Below are 14,075 nucleotides of genomic sequence, written 5' to 3'. Positions count from 1 at the left end.
GTACCGGCCCGGAGAGTGGGCGGAGGGTCAGGGTGTGGTCACCGGGACGCGGCGGTCGCCGGAGCGCCCGCTCGCGCGGACGAGCGGCGGGGCCAGCAGCCCCAGAGCGGCGAACAGGGCGGCAAGGACCAGCCAGCCGGTGCCGTGCGCGCCGGCCACCAGCGAGGTCATCAGCCAGGGGCCGGCGAACTGCTGCAAGCCCCGCCCGAGGGAGAACACCGCCTGGTACTCGCCCTGGCGGCCGGCTGGGGCCAGTCCGAAGGCCAGGCCCCAGCCGCCGGCGGCCTGGTACAACTCGCCCAGGATAAGGACCCCCGCGCCGCCCAGCAGCACGGCCGAGTCGAGCAGGGCCCCGCGGCCGGAGCCCAGCGGGAACACCAGACAGGCGAGGGCGAGGCAGAGTCCGGCCCGGCGCAGCATCCGGGCGGCCGCGGTGGGTGTTTCGGCGCCCCGGCTGACGGCGACCTGGAAGAGCAGGACGAGGATGGTGTCCAGGATGAGGATGCCGGACACCATGGGCGTGGGCGCGTCGGTGGTGGTGACGATCCACAGCGGAAGGCCGACGGTGAGCAGTGGGTGGTACAGCTCCAGCGCACCGCACACGAGGGCGACGGCGACATAACGGTAGTCCCGCAGGGCCGAGTTGCGGGACATACGCGGGGGCTCGTTGGCGGGCCGGGCGGGGTCGTCTGCGGGCTCCGAGCGGCGCGCCGTCCGGGCGGCACGCATCGGCCACAGGACGGCGACCGAGACCAGTTGGAGCGCCGCGTTGGCGAGCACCGTGCCGTGCAGCGCGGCCGAGGTGCCCACCGAGAGCGCGATCCCGGCCAGCGCGGCGCCGCCGAGGAACCCCAGGTTGAACAGGCTGCGCATCTGCGCGCTGACCCGCACCCGTTCGTCCCCGCCCATCAGGACGTCCGTCAGCGAGGCCTGCAGGCCACCCGCCGATGTCTCCAGCACGGCGACGACCGAGGCCAGGGCGAGGAACTCGCCGAAGCCGTCGACCAGGCAGTAGGCGACGAAGCAGACCGAGGCCAGCAGGAAGTTCGCGATCAGCACCGGGCGTGGGCCGAGACGGTCGGCGAGTCGGCCGATCGGAACGGCGCACAGCAGGCCGCACAGCCCGGCGACGGACAGGGCGAGACCGACGCGCTGGGCGGGAATGCCGATGGTGCGGGTGAAGAACACCGCGCTGGCGGTGACGAACACCCCGAGGCCGAGCGACTGGATGAGGGTGAGCAGCCCGAGCCGGCGGGCGGCCCCCGGGGCCGGTACCGTCTGCCGGATCCACTCGCGCAGAACCCCCGAGGCGTGCGGGTCAGTCATCGTGCCGCCCGGGCGCGGCCGCCGGGTGGCCCTGAGGCTCCGTCCGTACCCGGTACTCCGCGAGCACCCTGTGCACGGCCCGGTGAACCGACGCGGCGTCCGCGCCGCGGAAGCGGAAGACGCCGGTTCCCTCGTCGTAGCTGCCGGGGGAGGTGAACACCTTGCCGAGCGGCGGGAGTTCGTGGTGATACAGCTCGGCGACGTCGGCGGGAGGGTCGGTACGTTCGCTGATCCGGGCGGGAATCCGGCCGGGGGCCGGGTAGATCAGCCAGCCGCCGGCCACGGGCTCGTGGTCGCCGTGCCACAGCGGGGGCAGGCCGATGGCGGCGCGGAAGGCCTCGGCGAACAGGTCGATGCCGTACAGATCGGCGTGCAGGAACGGCACTTGGGCTCCGCCGGGACGCAACCCGACCTCCAGGAAGACCAGTTCGCCGTCGGCGCGCCGGATGAGCTCCAGGTGGAAGGCTCCGTCGGCCAGACCGAGGGCACGCAGACAGTCGTCCGCGAAGGCGGTGACCCGGTCGCGTTCCGGGCCGTCGTCCAGCAGGACCGAGCCGAGCGGCAGCCCGCGGGTGTAGTCCAGGCAGGTGTTCACGTACCGGGAGGCGGTGGCGAAGTGGCGGGCGCCCGAGCGAAAGACACCGTCCACGTGCAGGATGTCACCGTCGACGTACTCCTCGCACTGGTAGGCGGCCGGGTCCAGTCCGTCGAGCGCGGCCGCCAGTTCCGCTCGCGTGCGGACCACCTGGACGCCCTGCGAAGCGGCCGCCGAGCGGGGCTTGAGCACCAGCGGGAACACCTCGCCGAGGTCGGCGAGAAGCGTGGCGGCGTCGGGGGCGTCGTCCAGGTGGCGGAAGCGGGGCACCCGTACGCCCGCCTCGGCGACGGCCTGCTTCATGGCGGGCTTGTCCTTGAACCGGCGTACCAGGTCGAGGCCGTAGCCGCCGGTGACACCGAGGCCGGCGGTCAGCCGGGCCGCGGTGAGGATGTCGTACTCGGACTGCCCGAAGACCGCCGCGGGCCGCCCGTGCCGGTCCGCGACGGCCCGGACGAGGGGCAGCAGGTCGTCGTGGGCGAGGCTGTCCAGGACGTGGAGCTCGGTGGCGCCGTTCCGGTCGAGCGCGGGCAGCCCGCCGGGCGTGGTCAGGTAGACCATCCGGGCGGGCGCGCCGTCGAGGAAGCGGTGGTACTCGCCGAACTCGTCGCCGGAGCGGTTGAGGACGACGTACAGGGGGGCGTCGGTCACGTGCGGTTCTCCGGGCGCAGGGTGGCGGGCAGGCAGGCGGTGAGGTCCGCGCCCGCCGGCCGGGACAGCGTCGGGGTTTCGGCGCCGGGCAGGGGCCGGGTGGCGGCGTGGAAGGCGCGGGCGCGCGGCTCGCCGGTTCCGCCCAGCAGGTGCCAGATCCGCTCGGCCAGGCCGGGCATGACGGGGAAGCCCAGGAGGGCGAGGCCCTTCAGCCACCAGTAGGCGCCGGCCTCGGCGGCGGCGGTGTCGGCGGCCCAGGCGTCGAAGGCGTCGACCGCACGACGGGTGGAGATCCGGGTGCCGTCGAGGGCGGCGGACTGCTCCGTCAGGAGAGCGTCCAGACGGGCCGTCAGGGCGGGGGACGGCGCGGCGGGAGCGGCGGACGGCAGGGTCCGGCAGGCGTCCGCGATCCGCTTGCCGAGGTCGTCGGCGAGCGTGGTGCGGGCGGTGGCCAGGAAGTCCGTCGGCTCGAAACTGGCCGGACCGGCTTCCAGGTCCGCCCGGGCCAGGTGGTAGCGGACGGCGTCCACGTCCAGGGCCGGCGCGGCGGCCACATCGGCGGCCCAGATCGCGTGCCGGGCGCTGGTGGAGAACTTGCGGCCGGCGAGCTGGTAGAAGTGGTTGATCAGGCAGCGGTCGTACGGCTTCATGCCTCCGTGCAGGAGGCTGGTGCCGACGATGCCGACCAGCGTGGGGATGACGTTGTCGATGCCCAGGGTGGTGATGGTGGTGACGCCCGAGTCCGGGTCGAACGCGTTGACGCCGGTGCCGGACAGCTGCCCGTGCACGGCGCCGGCCAGCCGGGCGAACATCAGGATGCCGGCGTACGGGAACAGGGCGTGCGGCACGCCGGGTTGGGGCGCGGGCAGGGCCAGGCCCCACTCCTGGGGGGCGGTGAGCCGGATGGTGAGGCCGTCCCGGTCCAGGAAGCGGGCCACGGTGTCGCGGTAGCGGCGGGCGATGCCCCGCTCGGCCAGGACGTCGTCCAGGACGTCGGCGGCGGGCACCGTGAGAAAACGGCTGGTGATCTCCCGCCAGGTCAGCGGGCCCTCGTCGAGCAGCGGACGCGGGTCGAGGACGGCTTCGGGGAGGAAGTGCGCGCTGCACTCCTCGCAGAAGTAACTGGCCACGCCGGCCCCGCACTCGGGGCAGCGGCCCTGGAGCCAGCCGCCCACGACCCAGCGGCCGGAGTCGGCGCAGTAGGGGACGCGTTCGGTGCGGGTGAGCACGGCGCCGCCCTCGTCCAGGCGCCCGATGCAGGCGGTGACCTCGGCCTCGAACTGCTCCTTCCACGGCTCCTGGTCGGGGGTGATGAACGCGTCTACGCCGATGTCCATCGCCGCGAGGTCGTCCTGGACGCGCCGCCCGTAGTGGGCAGCGACCTCGGCCGGCGTGGAGTCCTCCGCATGGGCGCGCAGGGTGACGTACGACTCGTACACGTCGCTGCCGGTGATCACCAGCGGCAGATCGCCACGGACCCGCAGATGGCGGGCGATCATGTCCGACCACAGGAACGGGCCGCCGATGTGGCCGAGGTGGAGCGGGCCGTTGGGGGTGGCCTCGGGCGGGACGAGCAGGTAGTGCCGGGGGGTGTGGGTCCCGGTCGTCAGCAGGGTGCTCATGGGGCAGTGGTTCTCCCGTACAGCAGGGTGAGGGCGTGCTCGGCCAGGGCAGGGGCGAGCCGGTAGCCGGAGCCCGAGCCGCCGATGACCATGACCACGTCGGGGTCGCCGGCGGTGTCCAAGATGGGCAGGTGGCCGGGCGTGAAGCAGTCACTGAAGACGCGGCCCCCGGTCAGGTGGGGCACGAATCCCGGCACGTGACGTTCGAGGAGGGCCAGGGCGAGGGCGCGGTCGTGCGGGCCGATGGCCAGCGGGCCGTCCGGGCCCCGGTCCCAGTCGGGCGAGGTGATGCTGAGAATCCAGCGGCGGCCCGGTTCGTCCGGCAGCAGGAAGGCGTCGTCGTCCTCGAACACCAGGGCGGGGGCCCCGGGCGGGGGCGGGGTGAGGACGTGGAACGCCACCACCTTCTTCACCCGGGCGCCGCGGGCCCGGGCCGCGTCGGCGACGGGTCCGTCCAGCGCCCAGGGGCCGGGGGCGACGACGGCCCGGAGCGCGGTGAGGACGGAGCCGTCGGCAGCGGTGAGTTCCAGCCGGCGGCCGTCGCGGCGGATCCCGGTGACCCGGAAGCCCTCGGCGAGGGTGCTGCCGGGCAGGCCGAGTACGTGGTCGAGGAGCAGGTCGGCGAGGGCCCGGGGGCCGCCGACCGCCATGGGGGCGGTGGACAGCAGGACCTGGTCGCCGCCGACCCGCAGGCCGGGGAAGACCTGGCTCAGCGCCCGGCGGTGGCCCTCGTCCATGGGCGTGGTGCGGCTGCCGTCGGCGAGGGTGGCGTCGAGTGCGGCCGCGCCGGTGCGGGCGACGACCCAGTGCACCGGCAGGTCCCGGCGCGGCAGCCCGGGCATTTCCCCGGCCAGCTTGTCGAACAACTCGGTGCTGCGCAGGGCCAGTTCGCGCTGTGCGGCATCGCGCCCGGTCAGCGTGTCGAAGCCGGCCGACAGGGCGGTGGCGCCGTGCTCGCGGGAGGCGTGGGACACGAGCAGGATCCGCAGACCGGGTTCGCGAAGGCAGGCGTAGTAGGCGGTGAGGGCGCCGATGACGCCGGTGCCGACGACGGCGAGGTCGTAGGTGTCGGCCGAAGAGGGGTCACGCATCGGGCGCGTCCCACCACAGCGAGAGGACGTGGAGGTCCTCACCCTGGTCGGCGAAGGCCTCGTGCACGGCGTGCGAGGGGAAGCCGACGACCGACCCGGCGCGCAGCCCGGTGTGCGTTCCGTCGACGACCAGGGTGCCGGTGCCCGCCTGCACGACCCAGATCTCCTGGACCGCGTGGACGTCGGGCGAACTGGTGCCGCCGGCGGGCACGGTGAACCTGGCCATCCTGAACGGTGCTTGAGGCACGACGGAGTTGGTCAGGTCCGCATCGGCGACCGTGACACCGTCCTCCTCGACCTCGGCCGGGAGAAAGGGGATGTGCGCGGTGGGATCCGCGGTCATACCGGGTACCTCGTTTCGCCCAGGATGCTGTTGAGAATGACCGCGCTGCGCCAGGCGAGCAGGCTCAGGTTGGGGTCGGCGACGCCCCAGGCATGCCGGGCGCCGTTCTGGAGGTAGATGCGATGCCCCTCGGGGCCGTCCCAGCGGACGGAGAAGTCCGCCTGGACGTCCAGGAGCTGGCCGGACCGGTGCAGCCGGGGCAGCAGCGGGGCCATGAAGTCGGGGATCCGGTAGCCGTATCCGGTGCACAGCACCACGACGTCCGCGCCGATCACGGTCGGTATGTCACCGCCGCGTCCGTCCAGGGTCAGTTTCCAGTCGCCGTCCGCGCCGTCGAGCGCGGTGACGTCGGTGTCCGGCACGAAGCGGAGCCGGCCGGGGGTGCCGTCGAGGAAGTCCGCCCGGTAGCTCAGCTGGTGGATGTCACGAAGGATGGGCAGATCGACGCCGTCGCTGGTGAGCGTCTGCTGTTCCAGCAGCCGGGCCTTCTCGTCGCCGGGCAGGGCGTGGAAGTGGCGTACGTAGTCGGGGGTGTAGAGGTCGTTGGCGAACGGTGAGTCGTCCATCGGCTGGAACGACGGACGCCGGCTGATCCAGGTGATCGTGGCGGGCGAGGCCGGGGCGGCGGCGAGGTGGCGCACCACCTCGGCGCCGCTCTGGCCGCCGCCGACCACCGCGACCCGCAGGCCGGTGACGTCGGGCAGCCGCGGCAGGAACTCGCCGGAGTGGAAGACCGTCCTGCCGAGGTGTTCCCGGAACCGCTCGGGGACGTTCGGGGTCGGGCCGGTTCCGAGCACGAGATGCCGGGCGGCCGACTCGCCGTCGGCCGTGCGCACCCGGAAGGCGCCTGAGCGGAAGTCCACCTCGCGCACCTCGGCGCCGAAGACGACGGCGGGCAGTCGTCCGGCGACCCACTGGAGGTACTGGTTGAACTCGGCGCGCAGGACGGCGGGGAACTGGGCGGCGAGGAACCGGTAGAGGCGGCCGTGCGCGGCCAGGAAGGACAGGAAGGAGAAGGGGCTGGTCGGATCGACGAGAGTGACCAGGTCCTTCAACGGGGAGACCTGGAGGGTGGCCTCGGGCAGCAGCAGGCCGGGATGCCAGGAGAAACTCTCCCGGCGCTCCAGGTGCAGGGCGTGCAGGCCGTCGACCGGATGGGCCAGGGCGGCCAGGCTCATGTTGGCCGGACCGACGCCCACCGCGACGTAGTCGAGTATGTGTGTGTCTGTGTGATCGTTCATGTTCCTTGCCGTGGGTCAGTTCGGCGTGACGGTGTCGCCGAGCTGCCGCCAGCGGGACAGTGCCTGGGCCGGGGAGTCAGCGGTGAACAGGGCGTGGCCGAGCCGGGAACGGCAGTCCCGGGCAGCCGGAATCTCGTCGCCCGGCGCGAAGTAGAGCGCGGACTCGGTGACTTCGGGCAGCGCGGTGACCTGCTGCCAACCGGTCAGCCCCCGGAAGGCGGCGAGGTTCTCGGCGGCGAAGAACCGGATGCCCGCGGCGGCGGCTTCGGTCTCGGCGAACGCGTCCATGCCGGCGGGGTCCACGCCGAGCGCGTCGGCCAGCGCCACCTTGGGCAGGCTCACTCCGGTCACCAGACGGACCAGCTCCACGATGCGGTCGCCGGGCAGCCGGGCGCCGATCTCGATGAGGACGGGCCCGTCGGCGGCCAGCCGCAGTTCGCAGTGGAAGGGACCCGAGGTGAGGTTCACGGCGGCCACCACGTCGGCCACGTAGGACTCGACCGTCTTCAGGGTGGTGTCATCGACGTCGGCCGGGGTGAGGTGGCCCATCTCGACGAAGTCGGGCTCGGGGCCGAGCAGGGTGCGGGTGAGGGCCACCACGGTGGTGACGCCGTCCCGCACATATCCGTCGGCGCTGAACTCGGGGCCCTCGACGTACTCCTCGACCAGGACCCGGTGTTCGTGGAGCTTGCCCATGTCGGGCACCGGGTCGGTGACCAATCGCCGGAATGCGGCGAAGAGTTCGGCCGGCGTGTCGGCACGGCTCACATGGATGCTGCCGGAGCAGGCGACAGGCTTCAGCACACAAGGGAAGCCGACCCGTTCGGCTGCGGCGCGGAGTTCGTCCTCGGTGGTCGCCTCGGCGAAGCGGGGGGTGCGCAGTCCGGCGGTGGCCACGGCGGCCCGCATGACGCTCTTGTCGCGGACGCGCTCGACGGTGTCCACCGGCAGACCGCGCAGACCGAGGGCGTGGGCGACGCGCGCGGCGACCGCGACGTAGATGTCGGAACCGGCCAGCACGGCGTCGAACGGCTCCCGCTCGTGCGCCTTCCGTGCGGCCGCCTCCAGCGCCGCCTGGTCGTTGGTCTCCACGGTCAGCACCTGCTCGGCGGCGGTGCGCACGGCGTCGGAGAGGGCGCGGTCACCCGCGTCCGCGCTGGCCACGACGACACGCAGCCCCGACTCGGCGGCGACACCGATCAGGGTGGTGCCGCCCGAGGAGGCCGGTTCGACCACGAGAACGCGAGGGGTGTGCGGCAGGGAGGCTGAGGACACGACGGCATCTCCGGGTCACGGATGAAGGGGCAGGACTGGTGCGGGGGTGCACCGTTTGTATCCGTGATCTTGTAAACCCGTCAATGCCTGACCGTAGAAATGATGGTGATCACACTTATCGGGCGGTTATTTGCTGGCCGTTGGGGCGGGCGGAGGGAGATCTTCCGCCGTTGGCCCGTACCTCCGTCATCATCTTCTCGGGCGTTGCGCGGGCGCGGCCCCGGCGGGAGCACGGCGCTTGTCGTCGGGTCTCGCGTGACCCGGGTCGTAAGTGGGGGCGGAGTGGGCCGTGTTCGCGGCGGACGATCTCCCGCCGTCGCGCACGAACGCGACCCGGGCTTGGTCCGGGAATGGTCCGGGACGGTTGGCCAGAGGTGGCATATGGACGGGGGAACGGGGAGTGGGACCGAACGTCGACTCGCGGCCGAGACGGACTCGAGGAGGGCGCCCGACCAGGCAACTGACCTGGTAGGGCGCCCTTTTCCTGTGTCTAGAAGAACCCGAGCTTCTTCGGGGAGTACGACACCAGGAGGTTCTTGGTCTGCTGGTAGTGTTCCAGCATCATCTTGTGGGTCTCGCGGCCGATTCCTGACTGCTTGTAACCGCCGAACGCCGCATGGGCGGGGTACGCGTGGTAGCAGTTCGTCCAGACGCGTCCCGCCTGGATCGCGCGTCCCGCGCGGTACGCCGTGTTGATGTCCCGGGTCCACACCCCGGCGCCCAGGCCGTACAGCGTGTCATTGGCGATCTTGATGGCGTCGTCGAAGTCGTTGAACGAGGTCACCGACACGACCGGGCCGAAGATCTCCTCCTGGAAGATCCGCATCCGGTTGTCGCCCTCGAAGATCGTGGGCTGGACGTAGTAGCCGCCGGCGAGCTCCCCGTCGTACTCGATGCGCTGACCGCCCGTCAGGACCTTCGCGCCCTCCTGCTGGCCGATGTCCAGATAGGAGAGGATCTTCTCCAACTGGTCGTTGGATGCCTGGGCGCCGATCATCGTGTCGGTGTCGAGCGGGTGCCCCGGCTTGATCTGTTCGGTGCGTGCGATCGCCGCGTCGAGGAACTCGCCGTAGTTTCCCCGCTGGATCAGCGCACGCGACGGACACGTGCACACCTCGCCCTGGTTGAGCGCGAACATCGTGAAGCCTTCCAGGGCCTTGCCCCGGAACTCGTCGTCCTTCGCCCAGACGTCGTCGAAGAAGATGTTCGGACTCTTGCCACCCAGCTCCAGCGTCACCGGCTTGATGTTCTCGGAGGCGTACTGCATGATCAGCCGCCCCGTCGTGGTCTCCCCGGTGAAGGCGATCTTCGCGACGCGGGGGCTCGACGCCAGCGGCTTGCCCGCCTCCGCACCGAAGCCGTTGACGATGTTGACCACGCCCGGCGGCAGCAGATCCGCGATCAGGCTCATCCAGTAGTGGACGGAGGCCGGCGTCTGCTCGGCGGGCTTGAGCACGACGGCATTTCCCGCGGCCAGGGCCGGCGCCAGCTTCCATGTCGCCATCAGAATCGGGAAGTTCCACGGAATGATCTGCGCGACGACCCCGAGCGGCTCATGGAAGTGGTACGCGACCGTGTCGTCGTCGACCTCGCCGAGCGACCCTTCCTGAGCCCGGATCGCGCCCGCGAAGTACCGGAAGTGGTCGAGGGCCAGTGGGATGTCGGCCGCCAGCGTCTCGCGCACCGGCTTGCCGTTCTCCCAGCTCTCGGCGACGGCGAGCGATTCGAGGTTCGCCTCCATCCGGTCGGCGATCTTGAGCAGGATGTCGGCGCGGGCGGTGACGGAGCTGCGGCCCCAGGCGGGCGCGGCCGCATGCGCCGCGTCGAGCGCGCGCTCCACGTCCTCGGCGGTACCCCGCGCGATCTCCGTGAACGGCCGCCCGTTGACCGGACTCGGGTTCTCGAAGTACTGGCCACGGGCCGGCGGGACGTACTCGCCGCCGATGAAGTGGTCATAGCGTGCCTGGTACGAGACGACTGCACCCTCGGTGCCGGGCGCTGCGTAACGGGTCATGGTGACTGGCCTCCCGTCGGCGGCTGCCCGCCGTCGGGCAGCTCTGATCCGGAGGCTAGGGACGCGCACGTTGCAACCACGTTGCGTCACCGGGGCCATGCGCTCTGCGCACCGCGTACCGAGCGCCGGTTGCCGAGCACCGCGTGCCGAGTTTCCGGCGGTGCCCCCGGAAGCGCCGGTCATCCACCGCGGGTACGTCCGGCTCTTCGGGCGCGTGCCCTAGATCCAGTCGCCCCCTCCTTGGTCCTGCTCCAGCTGTTGCACACGGGCCAGCACGGGAGCCGTCGGCCGTACGGCTGCCAGTGTGTTCCACACGTCGAGATCGTCCTCGCCCCACGGCGCGTGTCCCCAGTCCGCGAGCAGGTCGGGATCACGGCGGCGGATGAGCGCGGCCCGGAGCCCGTCGGCCAGCCGTTGCCGGGTCCGTACGACCGCCGGCGCCTGGGAGCCGGGCAGCAGCGGACCCGCGTAGGCCGCTGCCGCCGCCGATACCGCCCCCGATGCGAGCCGCCGCTCGACTGCCCCGAAGTCCGACTCCACCGGCGGGGCCAGTCGGTAGGGGCGGGACATCAGCACCTCGGGCCCGAGTGTGCGCCGCAGCCGGGCCATCTCGGCGCGCAAGGTCACCGGCGTCACCGACTCGTCCTCGTACAGCGCGCACAGCAGTTCGTCCCCGGTCAGCCCCTCGGGACGCCGCGCCAGCAGCACCAGGATCTCGCTGTGCCGACGGCTCAGCCGCACCTTGCGGCCACCCGCAAGCAACAGGGCCTCGTCCCTGCCGAGCGCCGTGAGCTCCAGCGCGTCCCCGGCCGGCGCCGACGGCGCCAGCAGGGCGAGCTGCGACTCGGCCGCCCGCGCGACGGCCTGCACGAACGCGAGACTGTGCGGATGGGCCAGCCCGTCGCCCCCTGTGATGTCGATCGCGCCGAGCACCCGGCCGGTACGCGGGTCGTGCACGGGTGCGGCCGCGCACGTCCACGGCTGGACCCGACGGGCGAAGTGCTCGGCGGCGAACACCTGCACAGGCCGGTCCACGGCGACCGCCGTCCCCGGCGCGTTCGTCCCCATCGACGACTCCGCCCAGCGGGCACCCGGCACGAAGTTCATCCTGCCCGCCTGCCGGCGGGTCGCGGGGTGGCCCTCGACCCACAGCAGCCGCCCCTGCGCGTCGCACACCGCCAGCAGATGCTCCCCGTCGCTGGCGAACGTCCCCATCAGCTCGCGGAACAGCGGCATCACCCTGGCCAGTGGATGCTCCGCCCGGCAGGAGTCCAGGTCCCCGTCGCTCATTTCGACCGTCGCCGCTCCGTCCGGGCTGACCCGCGCTCTCGCCGAACGCCGCCACGAGTCGGCGACGACGCGGCGCACCGGCCGGGAGACCGTCCCGTCCGCGGTGAAGGTGTCATGGGCGCGGCGCAGCACCCGCACCCGCTCGACGGGATCGGAGCCCGGCCCCAGGGCCACCCATGTGTCGGTCAACTCGGCCTCCCCGCACGGCAACGCGGTCCGGGGACATCGTCGCTCCGGCCGAGGAGACCGACAAGCGTCCCGGCGCCGGTCCCTTCGTCTTCTTCCCGTGTCCTGGCGCGAGCCGCTCCGGGTCGGGTGTCCTCAGGCGATGTTGACCAGCCTGATGTAGCGGGTCCAGTCCCAGTACGGCCCCGGGTCGGTGTGGTCAGTGCCCGGCACCTGGTAGTGGCCGATGATGTGCTTCCGGTCCTTGGGGATGCCGTAGGCGTTGCAGACCGCCGCCGTCAGCCTCGCCGACTTCTCGTAGAGCGCGTCCGTGAAGTATCCGGGCCGGTCCACCCAGCCCTCGTGCTCGATGCCGATGCTGCGTGTGTTGTAGTCCCAGTTGCCCGCATGCCAGGCGACGTCCGTGTGGTGCACCATCTGCGCGATGTGGCCGTCCGTGGAGCGCACCACGTAGTGCGCGGAGACCTTCTTGGACGGGTTCCGGAAGATGTTCAGGGTCGTGTCGAAGTTCTCCTGGGTGACGTGGATGACCACGTAGTCGACGGGGTAGGCGGTGGGTCGGTTCGACGAGGTGTAGTTCGCCGAGTTCGCCGGGACCCACGCGGTCGGCGGGTAGGCGCCGGCCCGTGCTCGATCGCCGTTGTGCCGGGCGTGGAACAGGGCTCCCGGGATCGCGGCGACGGCGGCGCCGCGCAGTAACTGGCGACGGCTGGGCAGGTGTCTGGTCCGGTCCATGGCTGGCGTGCCTCTCGGTGGGGATCAGCTGGATGTCGTTCGATGCAGGTCCGGGCGGGTACGGCGTGGTGAAGCGGGACGGCGGGTCCGCCCGTGTGGGCGGTGGTGTGCCGGACCGTCAGCGGGAAAGTGGCGTGGAGTGGTCTCGCGGCCGGGTGTGCACGCCGCGGTGCGCCTCGTGCGACGCCGGCCGCTCCTGGCAGAGCTGCCTCGCACACGTGCCGTAGGCGGGGCAGACGTCGGCGAGCGGCGATCCCACCGCGTGCACGGCGAACGGGAGCGCGTCCGGCTCACTCATCGAATCCGTGCTCCGGCACCGGCCGGCGCACCAGGCCGAGCCGGGATGCCCGGCACGCGTCCGCCAAGCGGCGTGCGGAACCCGTCACTGAGATGTGCGTGTCAGGTGCGATGGGCGGGCCGGGTGGGGGCGATGCCCATGAGGAGCTCCATGGCGCCGGCGTGCAAGGCGTATTCGTCGGCGCCCCCCGCAGGTCGCGCCCCCGCCCTGTCGGACATGCCCGCCAAGGAGGCCGAGCAGCGCTTCCTCCGCGTGGACGCCGAGGAAGCAGGCCAGGGACCGCAATCGCTCCGCGAAGCGGCCCTCGGGGTGCAGATCGAACGCCGTACGGGGCGCGATACCTGCGACGGGCGGCAGGCCTGCGAACGTCCGGGCGCAGTCGCCCGGTTCGGGGCACACTGCCACCGCACGGGGATCAGTCATGTGCGGCTCCCGTCTGCGAGGGCTCTGCGGTCGGGTGGTCGTCGAGGTGGACAGGGGCGGTCTCCGCCGTGCGCCGCGGATGGTGTCGTCCAGGCACGGCGAGCACCACGACGCCGACGAGCAGCCACTTGGCGACCACCGGTCCCGCGTACGACACCGGCGAGCTCGGCTTCGACGAGGAGTCGAGGACCGGCAGGCCCGTGCCGGTGCCCAGCACCGGGAACAGCGGATGTCTCATCGGACGCAGCGGATCACGCCCGTGCCGCAGGAAGTATCCGGCGCGTGCCAGGTTCATCACGATGTACACGCCGATGACGACCGTGACGATCACCGTGGACGGCAACAGGAAGGCCGTCACCGGGTCCTGTTCGAAGCCGAGCCCGAAGGTCACCGCCACGGTGACGGCGAAAGGCAGTGCGTCACCGACGGAGGGGGAGCCGTCGACGGGACGGACCCGCGCGAAGGGCGGAAGGAAGGCGCCGATGCGCCCCGGCGCCACGAGCGCTGTCAGCGCGGACTGCGGCCGACTGCCGCCCGCGAAGGCGGTGACCGTGAACATCGACGCGGCTGTCGCGGCGGGCGTCGTCGCCGTGATGCTCCGCGACAGGACCTCGCGCAGCGCGACGGTGATGCGCCGAAGCCGTCGCATCGTCTCCCCCGACATGCATCCCCCATCCGTTGACACGCTGCCGCCGAGCGGCACCGCGGTGTCTCGACTCCATTCACGGTAGGGAGGCGGTGCCGGGGCCGGAAGGGCCCGCCGCGAGCCCGTGGACAACTCCGTGACCGGGGACAACTCGCTCACCCACACGAGTGGTGGGATACGTGCGCGTCATCCCGGGCAGGCGCAGCCCGGAGAGGCAGGCGCGCCATCGCCGGGCAGGGAACGATCAACCGGGCCATCTGTACACCGCCCCCCGAGGAATGCGCGGCCGAGCAGGAGCCCGCCCCGTCATCGCCCGACATGTCCCGATCTTGTGCCCTG

The 14,075-nt window shown here is 72.1% G+C and carries 11 protein-coding genes; all 11 read right to left on the bottom strand.

Annotated features, from left to right (window positions below):
• Window positions 1-27: 27 nt before the first annotated feature.
• The 11 genes from ACWCP6_RS26435 to ACWCP6_RS26385 all read right to left on the bottom strand — a co-directional run bounded on the left by ACWCP6_RS26435 (window position 28) and on the right by ACWCP6_RS26385 (window position 13,754).
• Entirely contained in the window at window positions 28-1,326 is a 1,299-nt protein-coding gene (locus tag ACWCP6_RS26435) for an MFS transporter (RefSeq protein ID WP_450935043.1), read from the bottom strand.
• Window positions 1,319-2,572 (bottom strand): ATP-grasp domain-containing protein, encoded by a 1,254-nt coding sequence (locus ACWCP6_RS26430; RefSeq protein WP_450935042.1) that lies wholly within the window; start codon window positions 2,570-2,572, stop codon window positions 1,319-1,321. The genes ACWCP6_RS26435 and ACWCP6_RS26430 overlap by 8 nt, the downstream gene beginning before the upstream one ends.
• Window positions 2,569-4,194 (bottom strand): class I tRNA ligase family protein, encoded by a 1,626-nt coding sequence (locus ACWCP6_RS26425; protein ID WP_450935041.1) that lies wholly within the window; start codon window positions 4,192-4,194, stop codon window positions 2,569-2,571. The genes ACWCP6_RS26430 and ACWCP6_RS26425 overlap by 4 nt, the downstream gene beginning before the upstream one ends.
• Window positions 4,191-5,285, bottom strand: a complete 1,095-nt coding sequence (locus ACWCP6_RS26420; RefSeq protein WP_450935040.1) for an NAD(P)/FAD-dependent oxidoreductase — start codon at window positions 5,283-5,285, stop codon at window positions 4,191-4,193. Before ACWCP6_RS26420 ends, ACWCP6_RS26425 begins: the two co-directional genes overlap by 4 nt.
• A complete protein-coding gene (locus ACWCP6_RS26415) occupies window positions 5,278-5,628 on the bottom strand; it encodes a cupin domain-containing protein (protein WP_450935039.1) in 351 nt (116 codons plus the stop codon). Before ACWCP6_RS26415 ends, ACWCP6_RS26420 begins: the two co-directional genes overlap by 8 nt.
• The gene (locus ACWCP6_RS26410; RefSeq protein ID WP_450935038.1) at window positions 5,625-6,869 is read right to left on the bottom strand and encodes a lysine N(6)-hydroxylase/L-ornithine N(5)-oxygenase family protein; all 1,245 of its coding nucleotides are present in this window, start codon (window positions 6,867-6,869) and stop codon (window positions 5,625-5,627) included. The genes ACWCP6_RS26415 and ACWCP6_RS26410 overlap by 4 nt, the downstream gene beginning before the upstream one ends.
• A 15-nt stretch (window positions 6,870-6,884) precedes the next feature.
• The gene (locus ACWCP6_RS26405; protein ID WP_450935037.1) at window positions 6,885-8,144 is read right to left on the bottom strand and encodes an ATP-grasp domain-containing protein; all 1,260 of its coding nucleotides are present in this window, start codon (window positions 8,142-8,144) and stop codon (window positions 6,885-6,887) included.
• A 490-nt stretch (window positions 8,145-8,634) separates the two neighbouring features.
• Window positions 8,635-10,158: an acetaldehyde dehydrogenase ExaC gene (exaC, locus tag ACWCP6_RS26400; RefSeq protein ID WP_450935036.1), complete on the bottom strand. Its 1,524-nt coding sequence runs from the start codon at window positions 10,156-10,158 to the stop codon at window positions 8,635-8,637.
• 219 nt (window positions 10,159-10,377) lie between these two features.
• Entirely contained in the window at window positions 10,378-11,637 is a 1,260-nt protein-coding gene (locus ACWCP6_RS26395) for a GAF domain-containing protein (RefSeq protein ID WP_450935035.1), read from the bottom strand.
• Window positions 11,638-11,769: 132 nt separating this feature from the next.
• Window positions 11,770-12,369 (bottom strand): N-acetylmuramoyl-L-alanine amidase, encoded by a 600-nt coding sequence (locus ACWCP6_RS26390; protein ID WP_450935034.1) that lies wholly within the window; start codon window positions 12,367-12,369, stop codon window positions 11,770-11,772.
• A gap of 713 nt (window positions 12,370-13,082) precedes the next feature.
• On the bottom strand, window positions 13,083-13,754 hold the full coding sequence (locus ACWCP6_RS26385) for a hypothetical protein (protein ID WP_450935033.1): 672 nt from the start codon (window positions 13,752-13,754) through the stop codon (window positions 13,083-13,085).
• Between the last annotated feature and the right edge of the window lie 321 nt (window positions 13,755-14,075).

It is taken from the genome of Streptomyces sp. NPDC002004 (assembly GCF_053593975.1).
The sequence above is the reverse complement of the archived record's forward strand: the minus strand, read 5'-3'. Positions and strand labels throughout refer to the sequence as shown.

Excerpts from the sequence above, each read along its gene's own strand:
- ACWCP6_RS26415 (WP_450935039.1), bottom strand. The coding sequence starts at position 5,628 with ATGACCGCGGATCCCACCGCGCACATCCCCTTTCTCCCGGCCGAGGTC.
- ACWCP6_RS26410 (WP_450935038.1), bottom strand. The coding sequence starts at position 6,869 with ATGAACGATCACACAGACACACACATACTCGACTACGTCGCGGTGGGC.
- ACWCP6_RS26425 (WP_450935041.1), bottom strand. The coding sequence starts at position 4,194 with ATGAGCACCCTGCTGACGACCGGGACCCACACCCCCCGGCACTACCTG.
- ACWCP6_RS26390 (WP_450935034.1), bottom strand. The coding sequence starts at position 12,369 with ATGGACCGGACCAGACACCTGCCCAGCCGTCGCCAGTTACTGCGCGGC.
- ACWCP6_RS26435 (WP_450935043.1), bottom strand. The coding sequence starts at position 1,326 with ATGACTGACCCGCACGCCTCGGGGGTTCTGCGCGAGTGGATCCGGCAG.
- ACWCP6_RS26385 (WP_450935033.1), bottom strand. The coding sequence starts at position 13,754 with ATGTCGGGGGAGACGATGCGACGGCTTCGGCGCATCACCGTCGCGCTG.
- ACWCP6_RS26420 (WP_450935040.1), bottom strand. The coding sequence starts at position 5,285 with ATGCGTGACCCCTCTTCGGCCGACACCTACGACCTCGCCGTCGTCGGC.
- exaC (WP_450935036.1), bottom strand. The coding sequence starts at position 10,158 with ATGACCCGTTACGCAGCGCCCGGCACCGAGGGTGCAGTCGTCTCGTAC.